The 23976-nt window shown below is 44.0% G+C and carries 21 protein-coding genes and 2 rRNA genes (1 of these 23 cut by a window edge); 18 read left to right on the forward strand and 5 right to left on the reverse strand.

Going from position 1 to position 23976, the window contains the following annotated elements; genetic code table 11:
- Positions 1 to 117 precede the first annotated feature (117 nt).
- Genes AUJ82_01240 through AUJ82_01260 form a run of 5 tightly spaced genes read left to right on the forward strand, consistent with a single transcriptional unit; the run spans position 118 to position 6613 of the window.
- Positions 118 to 1365, forward strand: coding sequence for a hypothetical protein (locus AUJ82_01240; GenBank protein ID OIO60635.1), 1248 nt, complete (start codon positions 118 to 120; stop codon positions 1363 to 1365).
- Positions 1362 to 2744, forward strand: coding sequence for an acetylornithine aminotransferase (locus tag AUJ82_01245; protein ID OIO60636.1), 1383 nt, complete (start codon positions 1362 to 1364; stop codon positions 2742 to 2744). Before AUJ82_01240 ends, AUJ82_01245 begins: the two co-directional genes overlap by 4 nt.
- A gap of 12 nt (positions 2745 to 2756) precedes the next feature.
- On the forward strand, positions 2757 to 3809 hold the full coding sequence (locus AUJ82_01250; GenBank protein ID OIO60637.1) for a hypothetical protein: 1053 nt from the start codon (positions 2757 to 2759) through the stop codon (positions 3807 to 3809).
- A gap of 13 nt (positions 3810 to 3822) precedes the next feature.
- On the forward strand, positions 3823 to 5274 hold the full coding sequence (locus AUJ82_01255; GenBank protein OIO60796.1) for a succinylglutamate-semialdehyde dehydrogenase: 1452 nt from the start codon (positions 3823 to 3825) through the stop codon (positions 5272 to 5274).
- 1 nt (position 5275) lies between these two features.
- Positions 5276 to 6613, forward strand: coding sequence for an N-succinylarginine dihydrolase (locus tag AUJ82_01260; protein OIO60638.1), 1338 nt, complete (start codon positions 5276 to 5278; stop codon positions 6611 to 6613).
- Between the two features lie 19 nt (positions 6614 to 6632).
- Here AUJ82_01260 and AUJ82_01265 read toward each other — a convergent pair whose 3' ends face one another.
- Entirely contained in the window at positions 6633 to 7241 is a 609-nt protein-coding gene (locus AUJ82_01265; protein ID OIO60797.1) for a hypothetical protein, read from the reverse strand.
- Between the two features lie 185 nt (positions 7242 to 7426).
- On the opposite strand from AUJ82_01265, the gene AUJ82_01270 reads away from it, so the two are divergent.
- From AUJ82_01270 to AUJ82_01330, 13 genes are all read left to right on the forward strand, one after another.
- Positions 7427 to 8653, forward strand: coding sequence for a hypothetical protein (locus tag AUJ82_01270; GenBank protein ID OIO60639.1), 1227 nt, complete (start codon positions 7427 to 7429; stop codon positions 8651 to 8653).
- Positions 8650 to 9030, forward strand: coding sequence for a hypothetical protein (locus tag AUJ82_01275; GenBank protein OIO60640.1), 381 nt, complete (start codon positions 8650 to 8652; stop codon positions 9028 to 9030). Before AUJ82_01270 ends, AUJ82_01275 begins: the two co-directional genes overlap by 4 nt.
- A 10-nt stretch (positions 9031 to 9040) precedes the next feature.
- A complete protein-coding gene (locus AUJ82_01280) occupies positions 9041 to 9472 on the forward strand; it encodes a hypothetical protein (GenBank protein ID OIO60641.1) in 432 nt (143 codons plus the stop codon).
- Between the two features lie 32 nt (positions 9473 to 9504).
- Positions 9505 to 9876: a hypothetical protein gene (locus AUJ82_01285; protein ID OIO60642.1), complete on the forward strand. Its 372-nt coding sequence runs from the start codon at positions 9505 to 9507 to the stop codon at positions 9874 to 9876.
- An 8-nt stretch (positions 9877 to 9884) separates the two neighbouring features.
- Entirely contained in the window at positions 9885 to 11990 is a 2106-nt protein-coding gene (locus AUJ82_01290) for an EscV/YscV/HrcV family type III secretion system export apparatus protein (GenBank protein ID OIO60798.1), read from the forward strand.
- 51 nt (positions 11991 to 12041) lie between these two features.
- On the forward strand, positions 12042 to 12359 hold the full coding sequence (locus tag AUJ82_01295) for a hypothetical protein (protein ID OIO60643.1): 318 nt from the start codon (positions 12042 to 12044) through the stop codon (positions 12357 to 12359).
- 151 nt (positions 12360 to 12510) lie between these two features.
- The gene (locus AUJ82_01300; protein OIO60644.1) at positions 12511 to 13443 is read left to right on the forward strand and encodes a hypothetical protein; all 933 of its coding nucleotides are present in this window, start codon (positions 12511 to 12513) and stop codon (positions 13441 to 13443) included.
- Positions 13444 to 13712: 269 nt separating this feature from the next.
- Positions 13713 to 14231 carry a CesD/SycD/LcrH family type III secretion system chaperone gene (locus tag AUJ82_01305; protein OIO60645.1) on the forward strand — a complete coding sequence of 173 codons (519 nt, stop codon included), beginning with the start codon at positions 13713 to 13715 and terminating at the stop codon, positions 14229 to 14231.
- A gap of 30 nt (positions 14232 to 14261) precedes the next feature.
- Positions 14262 to 15653: a hypothetical protein gene (locus AUJ82_01310; GenBank protein ID OIO60646.1), complete on the forward strand. Its 1392-nt coding sequence runs from the start codon at positions 14262 to 14264 to the stop codon at positions 15651 to 15653.
- 49 nt (positions 15654 to 15702) lie between these two features.
- Positions 15703 to 17493 (forward strand): hypothetical protein, encoded by a 1791-nt coding sequence (locus tag AUJ82_01315; GenBank protein ID OIO60647.1) that lies wholly within the window; start codon positions 15703 to 15705, stop codon positions 17491 to 17493.
- Between the two features lie 52 nt (positions 17494 to 17545).
- The gene (locus tag AUJ82_01320; GenBank protein OIO60648.1) at positions 17546 to 18115 is read left to right on the forward strand and encodes a hypothetical protein; all 570 of its coding nucleotides are present in this window, start codon (positions 17546 to 17548) and stop codon (positions 18113 to 18115) included.
- Between the two features lie 17 nt (positions 18116 to 18132).
- Positions 18133 to 20148, forward strand: coding sequence for an EscC/YscC/HrcC family type III secretion system outer membrane ring protein (locus AUJ82_01325; GenBank protein ID OIO60649.1), 2016 nt, complete (start codon positions 18133 to 18135; stop codon positions 20146 to 20148).
- Between the two features lie 23 nt (positions 20149 to 20171).
- Positions 20172 to 20708 carry a hypothetical protein gene (locus AUJ82_01330; GenBank protein ID OIO60650.1) on the forward strand — a complete coding sequence of 179 codons (537 nt, stop codon included), beginning with the start codon at positions 20172 to 20174 and terminating at the stop codon, positions 20706 to 20708.
- An 11-nt stretch (positions 20709 to 20719) separates the two neighbouring features.
- Here the strand turns inward: AUJ82_01330 and AUJ82_01335 are convergent, their stop codons facing one another.
- From AUJ82_01335 to AUJ82_01350, 4 genes are all read right to left on the reverse strand, one after another.
- Entirely contained in the window at positions 20720 to 21061 is a 342-nt protein-coding gene (locus AUJ82_01335) for a tRNA-binding protein (protein ID OIO60799.1), read from the reverse strand.
- Between the two features lie 6 nt (positions 21062 to 21067).
- Entirely contained in the window at positions 21068 to 22144 is a 1077-nt protein-coding gene (locus AUJ82_01340; protein OIO60651.1) for a low-specificity L-threonine aldolase, read from the reverse strand.
- A gap of 114 nt (positions 22145 to 22258) precedes the next feature.
- Positions 22259 to 22375: ribosomal RNA gene (gene rrf, locus AUJ82_01345) — 5S ribosomal RNA — on the reverse strand.
- A gap of 146 nt (positions 22376 to 22521) precedes the next feature.
- Positions 22522 to 23976, reverse strand: a 23S ribosomal RNA gene (locus AUJ82_01350) (it continues 1466 nt past the right edge of the window).

Raw genomic sequence — 23976 nt, forward strand, 5'->3', positions numbered from 1 at the left:
ATAACGATTAATCCGTTCATCGTTTGATGAGGCATGCGTGTTTATATATTTCGCTTGCCAAGGGGGAAAGATTGACTTTAAACTTTGACTTCCCCTGAAACCTTTTCCCCATTTGGCATGTACGAGAAGTATTTGAAGTCAATCGCCCACAAGTCGGAACAGATGACGCAATTAACACGTGACTGGTGTTTAATTAATTCTGGATCGTATAATACAAACGGCCTAACTGACATGATTGGCGCATTGAAACGGGAATTTATCAATTTACCCGGCGCAATGGAAACCGTAGCCCTTTCGCAGGCGAGAGACCCATTTATGGATCGATCCGGGAAGCGCAAAACATTCCCCTTAGGGAAAGCATTGCAAGTAACCTGCCGCCCTGAGGCTCCCATACAGATCCTATTTAACGGACATATGGACACCGTTTACGGAGAAAAGCACCCCTTTCAGACCTGCACCCTTATCGATAAAAATAAGCTGCAGGGACCTGGAACCGCAGACATGAAAGGAGGCCTTGTTGTCATGCTTAAGGCGTTAGAGACCTTTGAGCTTTGCCCCTGGAAAAATGAAATTGGGTGGGAAGTCTTTATTGGCCCCGATGAAGAGATCGGATCACCAGGCTCCGCGCCTATATTGTTACAAAAAGCAAGTTCGGGGAAATTTAATTTTGGATTAGTATACGAACCAACTTTCCCCGATGGTAAGCTGGTGCGTAACCGCAAAGGCAGCTTTAATTTTTCTATATTAGTGGAAGGACGAGAAGCGCATGTGGGGCGATACTTTAAACAAGGGAAACACGCGATTGCCGCTTTATGTCAATTTGTAACAAAAGTGCACGCACTTAACGACACCTTTCCAGATGCTATTTTCAACGTGGGTTACATAGAAGGCGGCGGAGCAGTCAATGTGGTGCCCGATAGAGCGTTGGCTCACTTAAACGTACGCGTAGCACATGCCGAAGACGTAAAAGCCATTGAGAAAACGATCGAAAATTTAGTCGAAGAAACGAATCAACAAGAAGGCATACTCTTGACCTGCGAAGGGCAATTACTAAAGACCCCCAAAGAAGTTGATACGAAGACGGAGCATTTATTTAATGCAATCGCAGGCTGTGGAAAAGAGCTGGGGATGAAACTCGATTGGCAGGACACCGGTGGAGGCTCTGACGGCAATAATTTATGGGCCGGCGGGCTACCCAATATTGATACAATGGGTGTACAGGGCGGAGATATTCATAGCAACAAAGAATACCTGCTTGTCGACAGCCTCGTACAGCGCACCCAATTAACAACCCTTTTATTAATGAAACTTGCTTCCAAAGAACTCAAACTAGAAGACCTGTTATGTCAACAACCTGCGAAATGAAACCCCTGATCTCTGAAGAATTCAAACAAGACCCAGCCGTTACCGAGGCAAAAGAAACCCTACTTGCCCTTCTCGCAAAACATCAACAAAAGATTAACGCCGTGCGCCCGGCGGATCCTGACCGCAAGCAAAGTTACGAGAAAACATTGGATGCTTTTAGTGAAGCCCGAGGTGGGAAACTATATTACCCTTACCTAGGATCCGGTATGGGCAACGGGCCATTCGTGGAGCTGATGGACGGAAGCGTAAAATATGACTTCATTAACGGTATCGGCGTGCATCATTTTGGCCACTCTAACCCAAAGATCATAGAAGCCTGTTTGGATGCAGCTCTTGAGGACACGGTCATGCAAGGCAACCTTCAGCAAAATGAACTGGCATTTACGTTTTCAAAAAAATTGCTCGATTTAGCAAATAAGAATAATGCCGGAATCGATCACTGCTTTTTGTCCTCTACTGGGGTGATGGCCATTGAAAATGCGTTAAAAATTGCTTTTCAAAAAAACGCTCCCGCAAGCCGAGTACTCTCATTTGAACGATGCTTTAGTGGAAGAACATTAGCGTTATCCCAAATAACAGACAAAGCCGCCTATAGACAAGGCCTTCCTCAAACGTTGAGTGTGGATTATTTGCCTTTCTATGATGAAAGTAGACCAGAAGAAAGCACAAAAGAAGCCGTCGCCGTTTTAAAGAAATATATACACCGCTACCCCAAGCAGCACGCGGCAATCGTCATGGAACTAATCCAAGGGGAAGGCGGTTTTTACCCGGGAAGCACGGCATTCCACAAAGCGTTGATGGAAGTGTGTCGAGAAAACGGAATCGCTGTGATCGCTGATGAGGTACAGACGTTCGCTCGTACTTATGAGCCCTTTGCCTTCCAATATTACCAGTTGGATAAACTGGTGGATATTGTGACGATTGGAAAGTCCAGCCAGATATGTGCGACTCTCTTTCGCAAAGAATACAAGCCGGGGCCAGGATTATTAAGCCAAACGTTCACCAGTAGCACAACGGCTATTGCCGCAGGAATCGTTATCATAGACGAGTTAGCCAAAAAAGAATATTGGGGCGAGAATGGTCGAATAGCCGGCCTGCACAATCATTTTGAAAAACATTTCGAAGCAATGCGCAAAGAAATGCCTGGTAAAATGAGCGGGCCTTATGGGTTCGGTGGTATGCTGGCATTTACACCATTAGACGGGAGTACAGAAAAAGTAACCGCGTTTGTAAAAAAACTGTTTGAAAATGGGATTATCTCCTTTTTGACAGGAGCAAGCCCCCAACGCGTTCGCTTTCTCTTTCCAATCGTCTCTCTTGAAACAAAGCATATTGATGATGCGATGGTTATTTTGCGCGATACCCTAAAGTCCTTTTAACAGGCTACTAACATGATAGAAGGTGCCCCGCCAGTTGTACTACACCCTGCTCGTGAAGAGGACAAAGAAAAGCTTTTTGAGCTCGTCCTGTCTATTCGCAGCGGCATACCAAGCCTACCGAAAGATCTAGAAGCACTCGGAAATCGAATCGAAAAGTCTCTTAAATCCTTCAACAGGGATGTCCATAAACCGGGCAAAGAGAATTACCTGTTTGTCCTAGAAAACGTAGAAACAGGTAAATTAGTAGGGTGCTCTGGCCTAAAAGCACTGATTAACGGGGAAGCCCCTTATTATTCTTACGAAATAAAACGGGAGAAAAACTCCCATGATCCTTTGGGGATTAATGTTGAAAACGATGCGTTGCACTTAACTACAATTGAAAATGTCACAGAACTTGTCAGCCTTTTTCTGAACAGGGATAACCGTTATGCCAACCATGGAAAACTGTTATCCTTTAGCCGCTTTCTTTTCATGAGCGCTTTTCAAGAGCGCTTTTGCAAGAAAGTTGCATCCGATCTGAGAGGCTACCTAGATAAAGAAGGCGCATCACCCTTTTGGGAATCCTACGGGAAGAAGTTAATATTGGAGCATATTGATATAAAAGACATTTTCGAAGGTCGCTATAACCAACATGTCATTCAAGACTTGATGCCAAAAAATCCTATTTATATATCGTTATTAACGGATGAAGCTCGAGCGTGTTTGGGGAAAACTCATACCAACACAGAACCCGCATTACATTTACTAAAAGAGCAAGGGTTCAGGAAAACTAATTTTATAAATGTATACGATGCCGGGCCTTTTGTGACATGCGAATTAAAAAACATCAAAACAGTGCAGCAGCATAAAGAAGGGATTGTGGGAAAAATAATTGACGCAGATGAGCGGCAAGAACCCTACATTATTTGCAATCGCAACTTGAATTTCAAATCCACTCTGGGATACTTGGAAGAGTATGCTGGTGCGGAAATTGGTTTGCCCAAAAACGTAGCCCTATTACTCAATGTAGCTGTGGGCGACCCCATTTCGTACGTTAATATCACCCCTCAAAATGAAAGCCATTAAAGAAATAAACGTGATGAAGTCTAATTGTATCAACAACCGCTGGGAAGAAGCAAGAGGTCCGGAATTTCAGTCCATTAACCCTGCTACAAAAGAAACGATATGGGCAGGAAATGAATCCACACCTGAAGAAGTAAACGAAGCAATCGCATCTGCTCGCTTTGCACTCAATAGCTGGGCAAAAACTACTGTTGCTGAACGCCAAAACCACTTGCAAGTATTCGCGCAAACACTACAGCATAAGAAACAAGAGCTCCTTGAACTGATCTCGCAAGAAGTGGGAAAACCCCGATGGGAAGCTCGACTCGAAGTGGAAGCGATGGTTGGTAAAATCGCGATTTCAATCGAAGCATATAACACCCGCTGCCGAGAATTTTTTGGAGGCAATGCGATTACACGCTTTCACCCGCACGGAGTTGTCGCTGTTTTTGGGCCCTATAATTTCCCGGGTCATTTACCCAACGGGCATATTGTACCAGCACTATTAGCCGGCAATACCGTGATATTCAAACCCAGCCCGCTGACTCCAGCTGTTTCACAAAAAATGGTTGAAATTTGGCTAGACGCGGGTCTTCCTCCCGGCGTGTTAAACTTAGTTCAAGGCGGTGCTGAAATAGGTAAATATCTTGCGCAACACACAGAAATAAACGGCGTATTCTTCACAGGCAGTGCTCAAACTGGTCTTGCGATACGAAAAATGCTGGTCTCCGAGCCTGGTAAAATATTAGCGCTAGAAATGGGAGGGAACAACCCCCTCATCGTCCACCAAATCGCGGATCACTTAGCGGCAGCGTGTTTAACCATCGAATCCGCATACATCACATCCGGCCAACGCTGCACCTGCGCGCGAAGACTCATTATCCCTAAAGGATCTGAAGGAGACTCATTTTTGGATATATTAATTGAGCATATTAATAAGATACGCATAGGAAATCCCACCCAAACCCCTGAACCCTTTATGGGTGCAGTTGTTTCTTCAGAAGTTGCGGAAAAATTGCTGGAAGAACAAGCTTTCCTGGCTAATCGCGGGGGAAATGTTATCTGCGAATTAAAACAATTAGAAGAAGGCACCGGCATTGTAAGCCCCGGCTTAATCGATGTTACCGGAATTGATCACAGGGAAGACAAAGAAATTTTCGGCCCACTCTTGCAAGTTATTCGCGTAAATGATTTCTCGGAAGCAATCGAAGAAGCCAACAAAACCCGTTACGGACTATCCGCTGGCCTGTTATCCGAAAACGAGGTTAACTATAAACGTTTTTACCGTGAAGTAAAAGCGGGGATCATTAACTGGAATAGCAGCATCACCGGCGCTAGCAGCAGTGCGCCTTTTGGCGGAATCGGACTCAGCGGAAATCACCGCCCCAGCGCCTTTTTAGCAGCAGATTATTGCGCGTATCCAATCGCTTCAATTGAAAAAGATGCCCTCATGATGCCCTCCAACATACTTCCCGGATTGAGTTTTTAAGATGCAGATTGAGGAAGTCAATTTCGATGGCCTGGTAGGACAGACACATAATTATGCCGGTTTATCTGAAGACAATGTAGCCTCTTCAAGCAACAAGAACCTAAAGGCGAGACCTAAAGAAGCCGCGCTACAAGGGCTCAAAAAAATGAAATTCTTGGCAGACTTAGGGCTCACTCAGGCTATCCTTCCACCACAAGAAAGACCGAATATCCCATTTTTAAAACAGTTTGGATTTACCGGGAAGGACTCGGATATTTTAGAAAAAGCGAGAAAGCAAGCGCCGGAATTGTTTTACGCCAGTTGTTCCGCCTCCTGCATGTGGACAGCGAATGCTGCTACCGTTACTCCAGCTATTGATGCAAATGACGGCAAAACACACATTACCCCCGCGAACTTGCTTAGCAAAATTCATAGAACGATTGAAGGCAAAGCCACGGAAAAGATATTAAGCGCAATATTTTGCAATGAAACGCTCTTTACCGTACACGCACCTATCCCTCTCAGCTTTCATTTAGGGGATGAAGGGGCTGCGAATCACACTCGGCTTTGCCCAAAGCACTCTCAAGAAGGGCTGCACTTTCTTGTGTATGGCCGAGATCAATCCTGGGCAAACAACCGAAAACATTTCCCCAGGCAAACATTATTAGCATCTGAAGCGATTATACGCAGGCATACTGTAAATAATTATATTTACGCGCAGCAAAACCCAGAAGCGATTGACAAAGGGATCTTCCACAACGATGTAATCGCTACCGGCAATGAAGATTTGTATTTACTCCATGAATACGCTTATATAAATACGGAATCTGTCATCAGAGAACTTCAAGATAAGTATTCAGTTTTACATGACAAACCGTTGACCTGTATTATCGTAAAAGACAAATTCATCAGCGTTGAAGATGCCGTTAAAAGCTATCTATTTAATAGCCAAATCGTAACCCTACCCGATAACAACATGGCATTGATTGCGCCGGAAGAGTGCCATACTCAAGGCAACATTAAACAGTTTATCGAGGAGCTCATAAAATCCAAAGAAAACCGAATCCAATCCGTACATTATTTAGATTTAAAACAAAGCATGAGGAACGGTGGCGGGCCCGCATGCTTGAGATTAAGGATTCCCTTAACCGATAAAGAAATAAGTGCCCTCCCCCAAGGTATTTTTATCAACAATACGAGCTACGACAAATTTGCCACGTGGGTAAACAAGCATTACCGAGACGAACTCAGCAGTAACGACTTAAGCGATCCCCTTCTTATTCAAGAAAACCGAACCGCTCTGGATGAGTTAACTGGGATCATGGGACTGGGATCCATCTATGAGTTCCAGCAAGAATAGGAAAATCCAATTAGGCCTACTACGCAGAAATACCCGCGATCACATAACCGTCTACAAAACAAAATCGGCCCTGAAAAGAATCACCGGAAGCAAAACCCTCCGCGATATTCTTTAACAAAGTAATTTGCCAAGTATTATCGGCGCAGTTTAGTTCGACACGAGCGTCCTTAAACCCGACCCATTCCTTAGTGATAATATGTTGGCATTTATAAAACGCCTCCTTTGCACTAAAAATGAGCGTTGCCAGATTAAGATCCTGATTGTTGGCGTTAAGAAATTCAATTTCCTCTGGGACACAAACATTACGCCATAATTTTGGTTTGAGGCGATCTGCGATCTCAACATCAATCCCCAGAGAACGTATTAGCCCCGTTTTGGCAACGACAGCCATCACATAATCTCCCCCATGGGAAATACTACCACATAGACCGGCCGGCCAGACAGGTGAACGGTCTTCTGCCACCAGGACAGCCGCCTCAGGATGCCCCAGCTTGCGGATCGCTTTGCGAGCGCACACTCTACCGGTACTAAAAGCCATACGGCGCCTAGGGGATGCCCTAGATATAAAGGCAGCTTCCTCAGGGAAAATTTCACCCTGATTATCATTAAGAGGCTCAACAGCGACCATGACAGGCACATCTCCCCATAGTGAAGTGACGAGTTGTTCTATTTCCGCGGTGTTTATTTGTTGATCCATATAATTAAGCTTTCTTATAATAGCTAAAGCAGTTCAACAAGACGATAAAAAAGCCTTTGCAGTTGAAGTTGTTACAAGAGTATAGTATATTATGCTTGATATAAAGTTATTTCATAATGTGGGGCAATATAGATAGATCCGGCCAGAATGCACCCAGACCGACCGATCGGAGTACTGGGCCTTCACCCTCGCAACCTGTCTCGACATCTTCGTTCCGGTCCATTTCGGCTCCAACCTCATTAGTAGATGCGGCCAAGCAATATATCACCGTCCCTAAGGCACCGAGCGGCGTAAGTGTAAAAAAAAGGAGTGCTACCAGTTCAAAAAAGAGCAGCGGGTCTAAAGGAAAAAGTTCCACTGGTGACGCAGGAGGTAAGGACGAGGACGAAAAAGATGTAAAAACAAAGAAGAAATCCGCCAGGCAGCGCGTGCAACGTATTCGTCGCATACGCGACATGGACAACCTGCGCAAGCACCGTGGATTTGAAGCCTATTTAAAACGACTAGGTACCTTTAAAAACGTACAATCCTACATTGACGCGGCACAACGCTATTATGGCGATGTCACATTGGCATACGCGGGCATGGAATCGGCCCGAAAAAACCTTCGTAAACAAAAGAAATACGAGGAATTGGCAGACGGCCTAGATGAAGCAGCGGAGACATTATACACCGAAGAAGGCCCAGAGATACGAGCCGGCTTTAATATTGATGCTCCGATAGAAGACGTTAATCTTTTTCGTACCCACGCGCTTGGCTATAATACAGCCAGTCAAACCTTTAAGTCTATCATGGAGCAGGAGGGCAAAGAGAATTTCAAACGAGCCCTAGATTCTCTCATCAGCTCCATCGGGCAAGATAAACACGCAAAAGACCCTGCGATTGACCCCAACCATCTATTAGATGTCATGAACGGCATTTACTTAGTACAAGCCTGTGGAACAGTTGAAAAAAACTGTGACACGCTCCTCACCAGCATGAAAAACCTCTACCACGTTGAGCCCGAAATTGATTCTGTTGGCATGACAGGTGAGATGCTTGAGATAGTCGAGTCCAGCTGGATCAATCCGGAAGAATTTGAGAAGATTACGGACGAAGTGCATCTACCGGATAAATCTGCTCGTGCCGATTTCTCCCAACGCCTCATGAACTCCTTTTTGGGTATACCCGAAAAAGTACTCACAAAAGATATACGTGATAAACTCTCCGAAGCTTTAAAGGATTGGGTGGATGACGTTATTTTAGAAGAAGAAGCAGAGCTCGATAAAAAAGAACGAGAAGAACGACTCAAGAAAAAAGACATTTTTGACTTTGACCTAGACGAGGAGGAAGATGAAAAATGATAGACGATGTCATCCAGAAATACAGCAAATCCCTCGGACTCCCCCCTCCCAATTGGGAAAAAGAGGGTATCATTCACTTACAATCCACAGAACTAGGCGACCTCTATTTAGAGAGAATTCCCTCACCGCCCGAGGATGTCCTGCTGGTTTACTTAACACGTGAAATTGCGAATGCAGATTTAGACACCTATTTCCAAATCTTAGAATTCTGCCATTACACCCTCCCCTTTCCCGTAAACGCAGGCCTTTATGGCGATAATAAATTCGTTTTCAGCATAAAACTGGAAGGCAAAACATTAAGCCAGAAACAACTGGAAACCGCAGTCAATTTACTCATTCGCCTACAAGAAGACCTACAACAAACCATAGAAACTTAAAAGCAATCCCATGGCAGAAGACATCAAACATTTCCCCTCCTTTAAACCCGGCCTAACCGGTATATCGCGCACCTCTGATGTTGCGTTTAAGATGCCTTCGTTGACTGCCTTTCGCCCAAGCGATTCAAAACCACAGGATCAATGGCCCAAGTTATGGAAAGTCGAAACCTTCCAATCCCTATTAATGGAATCATTGTCCCCCATTATTAGAGACCCCGACAACCTAAGGCCTCTCATTTACCAAAAGCGGTTAGCTGAAGCCAAAAAGCAATTCGAAGCACTGGCTAAAAAAAAGCAAAAGGACATGAAACGCTCAAAAGTCATTAGCACAGAGGACATCACCGATGAAGAACTCTTTCAGCAAGTAGCCGATGACCTTGAGGAATGCGAAGAAAACAACGACTTGTTAAAGATGTTACAGCAAGCCTTGCTTTTAGCATAATGGCATACTAACATTAAGGTTATCCGTAACTTATGGAAGAATTGCCCAAAGAAACATTGTTATTGTTAGCCTATTTGTACTTGCGGCATTCCAAGCACGAGAAAGCCATGCACTTGTTATTGGCCTTAAAAAGACTTTACCCGGAAGATGCCCATGTATCCAGATCGCTCAGCTATGCTTATTGGTCTGTAGGCAAATATGAACCCGCGCTCCTCCAAGCCGAAGCGAGTTTGGAGCCGAATATGCCATTTGAACATGAATTCGCATCCAAAACGTTGATCTTTAAATCCTTATGGGGAATGAAAAGAGAAGAAGAAGCTCGAAAGGTAATGTTGGAGCTAATTGAAAAGAAAAAGGCCCATAAAGCCCGTAAAATTGAAGCCGAGAAAAAAGAAGAAAAGTGAACACAGCAATTGCCAAAATACAGGATATTATATTAAAGAGCACGCGTTATACTGACGTGTTCTTGGCCCTTTTGATCGTAATGATCATTTCGTTGATGATCATACCGATTCATCCAGCCGTCATGGATGCCTTGTTGGCGCTCAATATGTCGATTGCGGCCACGTTGATCATGATCGCCTTGTATATTCCCGGGATATTATCGTTTTCCACTTTCCCCTCTGTCTTGCTCTTAACAACATTGTTTCGTTTAGCATTAAACATTTCGACAACTCGATTGATTCTCCTAGACGCTTATGCCGGTGAGATCATTAACACATTTGGTCACTTCGTTGTTGCGGGTAATATCATTGTAGGGGGCGTTATCTTCTTAATTATCTTGATCGTCCAATTTATCGTGATCACCAAGGGTTCCGAGCGTGTGGCCGAAGTGGCGGCTCGTTTTACATTAGATGCTATGCCGGGCAAGCAAATGAGTATCGATGCGGATATGCGAGCCGGTGTAATCGATGTCGATCAAGCAAGAGCCAGACGTTCCATATTAGAAAAGGAAAACCAGCTTTACGGTGCTATGGACGGTGCCATGAAGTTTGTTAAAGGAGATGCCATCGCAGGTCTTATTATCACTGCGATCAACATTGTTGCCGGTTTGAGTATCGGTATTTTGCAAAAAGGGATGACCATGGCGAAAGCTATACAGGTGTATTCTATCCTAACGATTGGTGACGGTTTGGTCTCCCAAATACCGGCATTGTTAATTTCAGTGACCGCGGGTATTATCGTAACGCGGGTAGCTTCGGATGATAAAAGCGCCTTGGGCGCAGACATCAGCAAGCAGCTCATGGGGCAACCCAAGGCATTGCTTGTGGGCGGGTGCTTGATTGCGGCACTCAGCTTAATTCCCGGATTCCCTAAACTTCAATTTTTGACCCTTTCAGCGATTGCTATTGGCCTTTCCCTTGCACTAGGCGTTTGGAAAAAGAAAAAAATAGCAAAAAGCAAGTCTGTCCTAGGCTCCTTACAAGCGGATACCGGGGGTGTCGCCACCGCTGAGGAGGGGGAAGAAGGAGCACCTGCATCAGGAGCAAAAGAAGAATTTTCGCTTACTATCCCGCTCATGTTAGATGTCGCCAATTCCGTCCAAGATGTCATAGATGCGGAATCCTTGAACCGCCAATTAATACAAATACGGAAAGCGCTTTACCAAGACCTTGGGGTACCGTTTCCTGGAATACACCTGCGGTTTAATGAGAATTTGATTGATGGCGCTTATAATGTACTTTTACAAGAAGTGCCCATATCCGAAGGTTATTTAAAGAAAGGCTATGTGATTGCTCGTGAAGACCCCGTCAATCTGGATATTCTAAAGATTCCGTATGAGCAAGGCATACCCTTTTTACCCAGCATTGCCCCGATCTGGGTATCTGAAAAACAGGTTAAAAACCTGGAAAAAGCAGATATTGCTTACATGGACGCACCGCAGATTTTATCCTACCACATATCCTTTGTATTAAAGAAATATGCCGGAGATTTCTTAGGCATTCAGGAGGCCAAATATTTGATGGAGAAAATGGATGCCCAGTACTCAGAAATTGTGCGCGAGGTCCAACGTATCCTTCCCATACAAAAGATTGCAGAAGTCTTCCAGCGGCTCGTACAGGAAGATATTTCCATCCGGAATATGCGCTCTGTCACACAATCATTGATCGATTGGGGGCAAAAAGAAAAGGACCCCGTACTGTTAACCGAATATTCGCGATCCGGCTTAAAGCGTTATATCAGCTACAAATACAGCGGTGGTAAAAACATTTTAGCCGTATACTTATTAGATCCAAATGTTGAGGAAACGATTCGGAAGGCGGTACGACAGACCTCCGGCGGAAATTACCTGGCGTTAGATCCCAAAACCGCTAAGAAGGTTGTTAATGCCGTAAAGGAAGAAGTAGGCGATCTCTCCAAAATGACAGATAAACCCGTGTTGTTAACTTCTATGGACATCCGTCGTTATGTGCGCAAACTCGTTGAAGCAGATTTATACGAACTCCCTGTACTTTCCCACCAGGAGCTGACGGAAGAAATCACCGTCCAGCCGTTAGGAAAGATCAACATCGATTAAAATGCCCATCATATTTGATTTTTCTATAAAAAAGCCTATACTTAAGGTGTTATGACAGAAAAGACACCAGAAGACGAAATAGATGAAGTTTTAGCTGAAATAGATAAGATGATAAGTGACATTGATATCTCCCTAAAACAAGGTGAAAAGGGGAGAAATCAGACCTGTGCTTCACTTGGCATCACAGAGGAAGAGCTGGATCAATACCCCAAATTAAAAGATTGCTCTCGTGAGTTTCAAGATAAAGTTAAAAACGTTATCAATGAATCCGCCCATCACCTAACTAAGGGAGGCAAAATAGAGTCTCCATTTGAAGAAAACGCTAAACGGGCAAACATTGGCGTATCTAAACGTGGCGTAAAAATATAAGCAATTTTGCGCGTCATTATCGGCTAATATAGCATTCTTTAGCCTAAAAAAATGCTTGGCTCATTTGACAAATCGCTGAATGCGAGTACCTTTAGGGTGTAAAAGCCATCCAAACATATAGTAATTAATTTCAAAAACGAGGAAAGCGAATATGAACGAATCAAATAAACCAATATCATCTCCAAAAACGCCAGTTTCGCAAAAACCAAAAGGTGGCGTGGAGGATCTTAAAGCAAATTTAATAAAAATCTCTGATACCCTAAGCCAGATAACAGATAACAGAAAGCTTATCGTAAATGCCTTGAACGTCATTCATGATTCAGGTATTGATTTTTCAAAAGTTGATAAAAAGACCAAAGCACTCATTAAAGAACAAATGCTTCAAAGCGGGCACTTTAATGACAAAGAGCTCAAATTACTCAATCTCTTCATTGATACCGACCTAAAAGCACCTGCCGGACAGAAACTGGCAGCTGCGGCAAAGGACAATAAGCTTGAGAAGCTAGACCAAACAAGCAGCAGTGGCTCTAAAATCCCAGGGAGTATTATCTGGGCCGCAATTGCCACCTTACTGACATTGCATGAGCATAATGATAAAAAATTAGTGGACATTCAGAAACAACTGAAAGCACTGCAAGGCAATATTCATCTATACAATGAGCTTGCGCGCGTATTGAATGAAGCTCTAGCGATGAATGATGGAAAAGGTCCTCAAACGGATGCCGAGTGGAGAACCGTTAATGCAAAATTTGTCAAAAACGTACTACACGGACCAGGTGTTAGCAAAGAAGACAGAGTGGCATTTGCTATTTACGCTAGAAGCCAGGGTTTTAATACAAAGGATCCTAAACACACCGTACATGACAAGGATGCTGAATACCTTTGGAGCGCGGTAGGAAAAGCAGGTTTAACGGGAAGACTTAACGGCATGCAAAACCAGGCCAAAAAACTAAGTGACGAGGCAAGTGAAGTGAGCACAAGAGCTCAGGACGTTATCACCAAAAACAATGATATCATATCCATTGCTTCTGGATTATCCGGCGGAATGAAAGATCAATCTGGCCAATTCTGGAGTAGGATGTAGCTCTAAATGCTCTCAATTTAAAAATAATTCAAAACAAAAAATGCTCCCCAAAATCGGGAGCATTTTTTGTTTTTTTACGCAAAAGCGCTTGAATCAAACGACTATTTGAGCATTTATCCTGCCAATTTTGAGATTTTATTAAAAAAACTTTCAAAAAAAATGCCCCGGTCATTTGACAAAGCCCTAAATGCGAGTAAATTGTAGTTGTTAGTGAGAGATTAAAACACAAAACAATCAATTAAACTGCGAATCCCAAACAAAACTTTATTATGAAAAAAGCAACAAACGAAGAAATCCAAAAGGCAATAGAAGACTTCAACAAAATCGACCCTCAGGAGTTCTTGATGAATGCCGTGTTACATCAAGTTTCGTTAAAGGATCTTTGCAAATTAAGCGATGAGGAAACGGAAACGCTATATTCAAGCGCTTATACCCTTTACAACTATGGCAAGTACCAAGATGCCATCAATATCTTTACGCCGTTGACACACATGAACCTGAAGGAAACAAAATACTGGATGGGTCTCGGCGCATGTCACCAAATGCTAAAACAATATGATGATGCACTAAGAGCCTACGCTTTAGTCATTATGCTTGACGTAAATAATATTCAAGCTCCTTTCCACGTGGCCGAGTGCCATATCGCCAAAGGGGACATCGAGCAAGCAAAGGTTGCTTTAAGCTACATCGTTGACGAGCCATTAGAAAACCTTTCCGATCAAGACAAAGAGGTTGTTAAACGCGGAAAGTCGTTACTGGAAGTCATTAGCACAAAGGATAATAAATAAATTAATAACCATTTTAACAAATAAAATAATATGCCAATAAAACCAACAAAAACAGATTCCACGCAAAACATCCGAGCGACAAAGGGAGATGAGGCGCAAAAGGTAACTTCTCAAAAGAAGCAATCGGTTGGCCAAACAAATTCATTTTCAACAAAAAAAAAGATTGAGCAACCTGCCATAATAACGCAAAAACCGATACTTTCCGTTCCCACCCAGACCGTCAATTTCAACAAATTAGATGACGTAAAGGAAAAGATGGAAAGGCCTTTGGATAAGAAATATGTCGAATCCGTATTTCAGAATAGCGTGACAACTATGTATCCCGGTTTTCCTCAGGGTAAAGCCCTAGAGAAGAAGATAGAGGAACTAAGACCGCTTGCACGGGGTATCATGGAAGACGCTTTTTCGGAGAAAAATTTGGAAAGGCTTCCTCAAGAGATGAAAGCTCATGCAAAGGAAATACAATCTTTCTCCTCTCAGGCCTTTGGAAAATCCAGTGACATGGAAACGATCATGAGCATTATGATCCTGATATCCGAGCTACAAAGCGCACGTAGCAAAATGAACTTAACCGAAATGAAAAGTCTTTCCGACAAACAGCATGCCGTATTGAAGGAATCTCAAACAGCATTGGTCACCAGTCAGGAAAGAGCAGGTACTGCAGAGGGTATCTCAAAAGCAAATAACATAGTAGGAATTGTCTTGGGCATTGGGGGACTAGCATTAGCCGCCCTTTCCATTCTTGCCTTAGGAGTAGCGATTGTGGCATCGTTAGCCGTCACTGGATTGACATTTGGAGCCGCCGCTCCAATACTCATAGCAGTCGTTTGCATAGGAGTTCCATTAGTTCTGGGCGCCTTGTTTAGTGCCGGATCGCTCGTATTTAACGCTGTTTCGATGGGTGTAGGCCAAGAAAAAGTAAATGAATTTGTAGCAGGTCTTCTGACTTCCGTTCTTGGTATCAGTAAAGAAGATGCGGAAAAGGCAGCCCCATGGGTCATTATGGGAGTTCAACTCGGTGGATCGATAGCAGTGTTTCTCATTACGATCGCCGGCGCTATAGCCGCATGGATAGCAACTTTGTTTTCATTAGGTTTGGCAGCACCTGTGGGGGCAGCCGCAACCGCACTGGCTTGGATGCAAGGTGCCGCCATTGTAGGTAGATTCACACAATCCGGAGCAGAGGCTATTACAACTGTTAGTCTAGGCGTTCCTCAAACAGTTTACGCCTACGAAACGTTGCGGTTCCAATCAGATAGCCTTGGTTTCAAAAAGGTTTCCGAAGAAATAGAAAAACAGGTTCAACATGCACTCAATCGAGCCAAGGAGGCGATTGCCAAAGAGAACGAATTTATGAAAATGGTGATCAAGATGGTTGATGACATGAAGAACACCGTTTTAAAAGTACAATCCAACATATAAGAGTAACAAAAACCATTTAAACAATTAATCAACAATAGAGAGCAATCATATGTCAAATTCAAATAAAATAAACAAATCGGGCAAACCTTCAGTAACGCGTACCCACGAAAAGACCAAGGTGAAGGATGTGGACTTACTGAAAAAGGAAAACACTAAAAGAGTTGAGCAAGAGGTTTTAAGAAAAAAGCTGGATGAAAAATCGTCCAACAACGAACGTCCTAGACTAGTCAAACCCGCAACAACACATACCGGAGAAGAAGGAACAGAGCAATTTGTGGCTGCTGCTCGCAAAACGCTAAAAACATTGGACAATGTGGCCAAGAACCCAGAGCTTCTGGCAGCGGAGAATAAGGCAATTGGCTTAGCAACAGATGCTATCACGAGCATTGAAGACGCTCCTACCGTAGAAGCTAAGGTCACTGCCGCAAGCAATGCCGCTAAGAAAATTGCGGATACCATTGATCCTCAAAACCCAGATTCTAGACTCACCGGAATACTGGCACTCATGCTGATAATGATGCAGCTCAGTAGCAAATTTTGGCAACTGGCTCAACAATTAGCAGAATCAGACATTCAAATAATTGTTGCGGGAATTAACAAACAACAGGCTGAAGTAAAAAATCAAGCCTGGATCACGCTTGCAACAGGTTTAGTCAGTGCTGGATTATCCGTAGCAAGTGCTACCACTTCAGCTGTTATCTCCGCCAAAGCAGGAACCAAGACTGCCAAAAATATCTTGACTAAGCCTTCAGATTCTTCGGTGAGCCTAAAGCAGCAATCAATTCAGGGAGCGAAAAACGATCCAACAACTAAGGTTGATCCAAAATTAGACAACCTGAAAAAAATTGAAACCGATGTTAGAAACAAGATTCCCAAGTATGATGGAACAGAGTTAAATAAATCCAGTACGGAGTGGAACGATGTTAAAAACAAGCAGGTCGAGATAACGCAGACAAAAACACAAATTGAGAGCAAAGAAAAAGCCATCGAAACTAAAACGAATGAGCTGAAAGAGCTTAAAAAGGTAAACGCGACTCAAGAGGGCAGTGAATTAAAAGACTTAGACAAGCTAACAGAGCTCGATAATTTACAAAAATCTATCGACACGGACAAGACTGAATTAACAAATCTTAAGAATGATTTAAACACGAAAGAAAACAATTTAAAGGAGCTGGAAAATAAGGTTCCCAAGCACAAAGCAGGCGACGCTAAGGTAGATAGCGAAGAATACAAGGATTGGCAAGACGCTAAAACGGCTCGTCAAGAATACGAAACTGACATCTCAAATCAGGAAAACCTTATTACCAAAAAAGAAACTGAAATTGAGAACTTAAAAAAAGAGCTAACAAGCACCACAGATACGAGTAAGCAAAACGAACTGAAGAGTAAAATCGATCTAGCTGAACTTGAGTTGGCCAACCAACAATCTGAGCTAGCCAAGCTTCAAAAAGTTGAGCAAGAACCATTAGCTGGTTTCTGGAGCAACTTTAAAACGATCATAAAGGGTGATATGCCTGAAGACCAAATAAAGGCATTACACCATAATAGCGTAGAGTTCCAGACAAGAATGAATAGCGTACAAATCGCAACACAGATGACGGGGTCTGCTTTCGACTTCTTAAAGAAGGGCGGTGAAGGAGCAGGTGATGTGTGGAAGTCCGCACAAAAATCCGCAGAGCTGGAGGGGCAAAAGGAAGCGCAGGAAGCTGGATTAAAACACCAGCACAATGTACAGTTCAGAGATGCCTTTAATGCTAACATTGGTGCATTCAAGCAATCGGCACAAACGATCATCCAAGAGACTTCCAGCACTGTTCGTGAAGCTGCTCGAAAACTCTAATGAGTCATTAACACATTTTCCGTCACGGAAATAAACCACAAGCGCCCCGAGCATGAAATATGGCTTCGGGGCCTTTCTTTTGCATTCGTTTATAAGTCGCCCAAGAGCCGTAAATTCATACGCCAAACACCTTGACAGGGAGCGTGTAAATCCAATAAAATCTGACCGTATATACCGCATGCGCCTAAGCCTCAAACAGATCATAAAAGAACTGTCCGAACTTTATAAGATGGACCCCCCTGAAGCAGACGAATCAGGCCACTACCATGTCCTCTTTGATCGCCGTTCCGACGTAGAGATCTTCCCTACAGGCCACCGTTCCCTTGTTATAAAAGCAAGCATCAGGGCAATGGAGAATTATCCCGAGCCGAGTGTTTCCTTTTTAAAAAAAATTCTTCAATGGAACTTCGTGCGTGCCCACGAGCAAGATAGCTCTATCAGCTGGGATCCCGAAGAAGATACGCTTTTCCTCTACCGCCAAATCCCGCTCGAAGACCTCAATTTCAATCTATTCCTCGAATATCTGGAAGAATTTTTAAACACACTGGAATTCTGGAACAGTGCTATAGCGGCACAAGGTGACTTGCCCACAAGGCCCCCATTCCCCTCGCCTTCCGCCTGAAAATTTATAATAACTTAATGCACCTTAATCTAAAAAAACCTTTTCTCGCTTGTCTTATCGGCATAATGCCCTTTAGTGGAGCCTTCAGCCAAACAACCACCCTCACGGCAAAGGTCAATGAAACCGGCGTCCCCTGGGAACAACAGCAATACTTTCATTACGCCAAGGATGTTGATATTAAATCACTACTGGAATCTTTTGGTGCCATCCAGGGCATCAATGTTGTAATAGATCCCGCGATCACCGGCAAAGTAAACGGAAAATTTGAAGGCATCTCCCCAGACCAATTCCTGAAACAGATCTCAGACGCTCATAATCTCATCTGGTACTACGATGGCAACATCTTGTATTTCTACCCGGGCAGCAAAATTGAATCCCGCATCCTGAGCGTCAGCAATTTGGACTCTCAAAAACTTCTAGCAACGTTAAAAAGCCTGAATGTTACCAGCCCACAGTCTTCCGTTCGTGTTTTTGATGAAGGCGGTGTTGTCTTTGTAAGTGGCCCTCCAGGCTACATAGATCTTTTGGAAAAGCTGGGCAGCCACATCCAGCAGAGAATGGAGGTCACGTATTGGAGGCAGCCTACGATTAAGATTTTCCCCCTTAAATACGCTTGGGCATACGATGTCTCTTTCGAATCCGGCAGTAATACGATTACAATTCCCGGGGTAGCCAGAATGCTCCGCGGCCTTATGGAAACCGGTATGGACGTTGGCCCAAATGTCGTCAGCGGCGATGAAATCAACCCCACGGATGCCGATAACACCGGGCATAAGATGAATAAATTAATGGGCAAAGGTCTCATTAAAAGCAACCTTGCCAAAGACATCCAGGCCGGTGAAGTCGCACTCGGTGAAGCGGCCACTGGCGATTACCCGGACAAGGATAAGAACAACGGGATTGGCCTTATATCTCCTTCCATTATTCAGGCAGATACGCACAACAATTCAATCATCATACGGGATATTCCTGAAAAAATGTCTCAATACCAGGCCATCATCGACACACTGGACACACCGGTAAAGATCATCGAAATCAGCGCCATGATCGTAGATGTCAACAGCGATGATTCTATCGGCTTAGGCAACCAATATTTCAAATTAGACTTCGGCAAAAAAAGCCAGGACAGCATAGCCGTCGCCCCCAATGGCGATACCCCCACACCTGCCTCTTCCGGATTCAATTTCGATATCGATATGCGCTCTGTCGTGAACAGTGTAAAGTTCACAACACAGATACAAGCCTTACAGAGAAATGGTCGCGCTAAAGTCCTCGCCCGCCCAACCGTTCTAACGCTCAATAACCTAGCAGCAACGATTACAAAGCAGCAAACCTTCTATGTTAAGTTACAAGGCGACCGCCAAGTAGACTTAGTAAACGTTTCCGCAGGCACCACCCTAAACGTCACTCCACGCTACATTGAAGACAAGGGCAAGAAGAAGATTAAATTAATGGTATCCATTCAAGACGGTTCCGCAGATGTTTCTAGTAACATAACCGGTAACCCAATTGTCTCCAACGACACCATTAACACTCAAGCCGTTATCATGGAGCAACAGAGCTTGCTCGTGGGTGGTTATTACCGCCACTCCGAAGGTATCAATGAAGGCGGTGTTCCCATTCTCAAGGAAATCCCATTACTTGGTTTCTTATTTAAAACAAGAACCAAAACAAAAACGATCATGGAACGCATGTTCCTGATCACACCGCGTGTTGTCGATATTGACAATGAGGGCAATATTGATGTTCAAAAGCAATTCGATTACCCGCTCAAACCGATTGGCGAAGGTCCTTATCCTCCTGCTGATGAACAAAAACGCCGCGATGATCAAAAATTCGACAGTCGAATGGAAGTTCGTGAAGCCCTGCAAACTGCCGGCTTACCTGTTTGGTCTAAAAAAACAAATAAAAAGAAACCCGAGCCAACTGTTGAAACAGACGCAGTAGAGCCCCAACCCGTGGTTGAGGCCTCTGAGGCTGAACCCGTGGCGAGAAAAAGCCGGTATATCAAAAGAAACGGCCCTAAAAGCTAGAATAACTTAAAAGAAAAACAACAATGAACATTAGAGACATATTATCTGAATTAGGAAAGCAAATGGGGCTAGGCAACCTCAAGCTCGATGAAAACAAAGTATGCCGTTTGATATTCGACAAAAAATTTACCGTCGATATTGAAGCAAACGATGACGAAAGTATCGCGCATATTTATTCTGCAGTTTGCATTATCCCTCCCATTGAAAAAGAAGCTTTGTATGAAAAGCTCCTGGACGCAAATCCATTTGGCCGCGGTACAGGTGGAGCATCCTTCGGCATCGACCTCGAAATGGGTGAAATTTTAATCACACGAACCTTGGTTTTAGATAAAACAGACTATCAGGACTTCGTCAACGCCTTAGAATCCTTTGTGAACCACCTAGAAGCTTGGACAGAGAAGATCGACAAACAAGATTATCTGCACGATAAGGATAATGGTATTAAGAAACCTAAGACAGATAAATTCGGCAAACCTAAAGAAGAGGAGCCGGAAGAGCACGATAAAAGAGATGATCATAAGCCGCATACCGGCCCAGATCATGGCTTCTTAAAGGCGTAGCTGTACTCCTGTTACTTCAATTTCTTACCATTTGGCACTGATTTCGTCGGTGCGACCAGTGAGATATGTTGATTCACATCTTCAAATCCTAAAAGTAGGAATTCGGACACAAACCCAGCTATATTCTTTGTTCCCAAATTAATAGCACCGAGAACCTGCATACCTGGCAGATCATCAACGGCATATAAATCCGTAATTTGCGCAGAAGTTTGCTTGGTACCGATATGCTCCCCGAAATCGACCCACACCTTATAGGCAGGCTTTCTGGCTTTCGGAAACACTTCCGCTTTGATAACCGTACCGGAGCGAATATCTACTTTTTCGAATTCATCAAAGGTAATATTAGACTGCATGTTCATTTAAATGCTGGCTGTTTTGTTGTTTAAAATCTTTTGAAATGTCTGTAATGCGCACTCAATATCAAGTACTGAAATACCTAAATGTGTCACGATGCGGACAATATTATCCACAAAATAAAACTTTCCTAATAAAACGTTATTTATCTTTAGCTCCTCAAGAATCCCATCTATATACTTCCCGTCCATTTTAACAAACACCATATTCGTATTTTGCTCAAGTGGGACAATTAAAGGGCTATTAAGCGACTTCAATCCCTCAAACAATTTATTAGCATTAGCATGGTCTTCCGACAAGCGGTCAACATTGTGCTTTAATGCATATAAGCCTGCTGCCGCTAAAAATCCACCTTGGCGAAAACCTCCCCCTAAAACCTTACGCCACCTACGAGCGCGTTTTATAAAGGCTTGAGATCCGCACAACAAAGCACCTCCCGGAGCGCCTAATCCCTTAGAGAGACAAATGGTTAGCGAATCCACAGGCTCAGCAACCTCTTTTAGGGCTTTTCCATAATGAATAATTGCATTAAAAACGCGTGCCCCATCCATATGGAGCAATAAGTTCTCCTCTTTGCAAAAGTCGGCTGTCCTAGCAAGATACTCAAAAGGTAATGCTTTTCCGTTCGTTGTATTTTCAATACACAAAAGCTTTGTTTTCACAAAATGAACATTCTCTGGCTTAATCTTTCTTCGCACTTTATTGAGATCAATCGTGCCGTCTTCTTCAAAATCAATTGGCTGCGCCTGAACGCCACCCAATACCGAAGCGCCTCCCCCTTCCCACAGATAGCAGTGCGCAGTAGAACCAGCTATGTATTCATCTCCACGCTCGCAGTGAGAAAGAATTGCGGTGAGATTAGCCTGCGTAGCCGAAGGCAAAAACAAAGCCGCTTCCTTCCCGCTCAATTCAGCAGCATACTGTTCCAGTTCATTAATTGTAGGATCTTCTCCATAAACATCATCCCCGACAGCCGCATTCGCCATAGTCTCTCGCATTCCAGATGTTGGCAATGTGAGCGTATCACTCCGTAAGTCGATTAGGCAATTTGTGTTATCGCTCGAGAAAGCATTGGTAGTCATAGCGGTAAATAAGAAAGTTTATTGCTGTAGGTGTAGGGGAGAGTATCCAAAGATTGCGGGATAGCAAGCCAAAAAAAAGACCCGTATTCTCAATTAAGAAAATACGGGTCATAATACTGGCAATAACCTACTCTCGCACAGCAGCTAGGCTGCACTACCATCGGCGATTGAGGGCTTAACGATCGTGTTCGGAATGGGAACGTGTGTTTCCCCTCACCTATTGTCACCAGAATGTCTCCCTATGCTAGGAATAATTGTGACAGATAGAAATCGTGATGGATTCGGATATTGCTAATTGGATTAGCATAGTTGATGGAAAGAACGAGTTTATTTGCATTGGGTCAAAAATTTAAAATGTAAATGGAATAAGTAATTGAGTCAAATCGTTTGGATCATTAGTACTAGTAAGCTCAATAGGTTACCCTACTTACACATCTAGCCTATCAACCTGGTGGTCTACCAGGATCCTTTATGGAATAAATTCCAAAGGAGATCTCATCTTGGGAGGAGCTTGGCGCTTAGATGCTTTCAGCGCTTATCTCTTCCGTGCTTAGCTACCCGGCGATACCACTGACGTGATAACCGGTACACCAGAGGCACGTCATTTCCGGTCCTCTCGTACTAGGAAATGAACCCCTCAAATCTCCAACGCCCGCAGCGGATAGAGAACCGAACTGTCTCACGACGTTCTGAACCCAGCTCGCGTACCACTTTAATCGGCGAACAGCCGAACCCTTGGGACCTTCTTCAGCCCCAGGATGTGATGAGCCGACATCGAGGTGCCAAACCGCGCCGTCGCTGTGAACGCTTGGGCGCGATCAGCCTGTTATCCCTAGGGTACCTTTTTTCCTTTAAGCGATAGCGGTTCCACGTCCTACTACCGGACCACTTGAGCCTGCTTTCGCAACTGATCGACTTGTAGGTCTCACAGTAAAGCTTCCTTGTACTCATACGCTCTCCAGTCGATTGCCGACCGACTTGAGGAAACCTTCGCAATCCTCCGTTACTCTTTAGGAGGAGACCGCCCCAGTCAAACTGACCCCCTAGCACTGTCCATTGGCCGGATAACGGCACAACGTTAGATATTTAACAAACAAAGAGTGGTATTTCACCGTTGACTCTGCCATTCCCTGGAGAATGGCTTCAAAGTCTCCCACCTATGCTACGCATTGAAAATCAAATAACAATACCAGGTTACAGTAAAGGTCCATAGGGTCTTTCCGTCCTGCTGCGGGAACGCGGCATCTTAACCGCGACTACAATTTCACTGAGCATCTCCTCGAGACAGCATCCAATTCGTTACACGATTCGTGCAGGTCGGAACTTACCCGACAAGGAATTTCGCTACCTTAGGACCGTTATAGTTACGGCCGACATTCACGGGGGCTTGAACCAGAAGCTTGCACCTCCAGCATTCACCTTTCCGCATTGGTCACGTGTCACTCTCTATACGTTGTCTTACGACTTAGCAGAGAGCTGTGTTTTTGCTAAACAGTCGATTGGATCTCTTTTCTGCGACCTACCGAAGTAGGCGCCCCTTCTACCGAAGATACGGGGCTAATTTGCCGAGTTCCTTGAGGAGATTTCACTCACGCGCCTGAGAATACTCATCCCGGATACCTGTGTCGGTTTGCGGTACAGGTCCCTTGTAGACTCCTAACGAAGCTTTTCTTGGAAGCATAGTATCATTCAATCGCCTTTGGCCGTAGCCTCCGGATCCCATAACGCCTCAGCTTTAATGTTCGGCGGATTTACCTGACCGAACAGCCTAAACGCTTAGACATGGACATTCAACACCATGCTGAACTAACTTTCTCCGTCACTCCGAAAGT

It is taken from the genome of Verrucomicrobia bacterium CG1_02_43_26 (genome assembly GCA_001872735.1).
GTDB lineage: Bacteria > Verrucomicrobiota > Verrucomicrobiia > Opitutales > CG1-02-43-26 > CG1-02-43-26.

Bases quoted from the DNA above. Each gene is read 5' to 3' on its own strand.
- AUJ82_01245 (OIO60636.1), top strand. From the start codon at position 1,362: ATGAAACCCCTGATCTCTGAAGAATTCAAACAAGACCCAGCCGTTACC.
- AUJ82_01325 (OIO60649.1), top strand. From the start codon at position 18,133: ATGCACCTTAATCTAAAAAAACCTTTTCTCGCTTGTCTTATCGGCATA.
- AUJ82_01300 (OIO60644.1), top strand. From the start codon at position 12,511: ATGAACGAATCAAATAAACCAATATCATCTCCAAAAACGCCAGTTTCG.
- AUJ82_01255 (OIO60796.1), top strand. From the start codon at position 3,823: ATGAAGTCTAATTGTATCAACAACCGCTGGGAAGAAGCAAGAGGTCCG.
- AUJ82_01310 (OIO60646.1), top strand. From the start codon at position 14,262: ATGCCAATAAAACCAACAAAAACAGATTCCACGCAAAACATCCGAGCG.
- AUJ82_01250 (OIO60637.1), top strand. From the start codon at position 2,757: ATGATAGAAGGTGCCCCGCCAGTTGTACTACACCCTGCTCGTGAAGAG.
- AUJ82_01335 (OIO60799.1), bottom strand. From the start codon at position 21,061: ATGCAGTCTAATATTACCTTTGATGAATTCGAAAAAGTAGATATTCGC.
- AUJ82_01340 (OIO60651.1), bottom strand. From the start codon at position 22,144: ATGACTACCAATGCTTTCTCGAGCGATAACACAAATTGCCTAATCGAC.
- AUJ82_01285 (OIO60642.1), top strand. From the start codon at position 9,505: ATGGAAGAATTGCCCAAAGAAACATTGTTATTGTTAGCCTATTTGTAC.
- AUJ82_01320 (OIO60648.1), top strand. From the start codon at position 17,546: ATGAAATATGGCTTCGGGGCCTTTCTTTTGCATTCGTTTATAAGTCGC.
- AUJ82_01280 (OIO60641.1), top strand. From the start codon at position 9,041: ATGGCAGAAGACATCAAACATTTCCCCTCCTTTAAACCCGGCCTAACC.
- AUJ82_01315 (OIO60647.1), top strand. From the start codon at position 15,703: ATGTCAAATTCAAATAAAATAAACAAATCGGGCAAACCTTCAGTAACG.
- AUJ82_01260 (OIO60638.1), top strand. From the start codon at position 5,276: ATGCAGATTGAGGAAGTCAATTTCGATGGCCTGGTAGGACAGACACAT.
- AUJ82_01305 (OIO60645.1), top strand. From the start codon at position 13,713: ATGAAAAAAGCAACAAACGAAGAAATCCAAAAGGCAATAGAAGACTTC.
- AUJ82_01330 (OIO60650.1), top strand. From the start codon at position 20,172: ATGAACATTAGAGACATATTATCTGAATTAGGAAAGCAAATGGGGCTA.
- AUJ82_01265 (OIO60797.1), bottom strand. From the start codon at position 7,241: ATGGTCGCTGTTGAGCCTCTTAATGATAATCAGGGTGAAATTTTCCCT.
- AUJ82_01240 (OIO60635.1), top strand. From the start codon at position 118: ATGTACGAGAAGTATTTGAAGTCAATCGCCCACAAGTCGGAACAGATG.
- AUJ82_01295 (OIO60643.1), top strand. From the start codon at position 12,042: ATGACAGAAAAGACACCAGAAGACGAAATAGATGAAGTTTTAGCTGAA.
- AUJ82_01270 (OIO60639.1), top strand. From the start codon at position 7,427: ATGTGGGGCAATATAGATAGATCCGGCCAGAATGCACCCAGACCGACC.
- AUJ82_01275 (OIO60640.1), top strand. From the start codon at position 8,650: ATGATAGACGATGTCATCCAGAAATACAGCAAATCCCTCGGACTCCCC.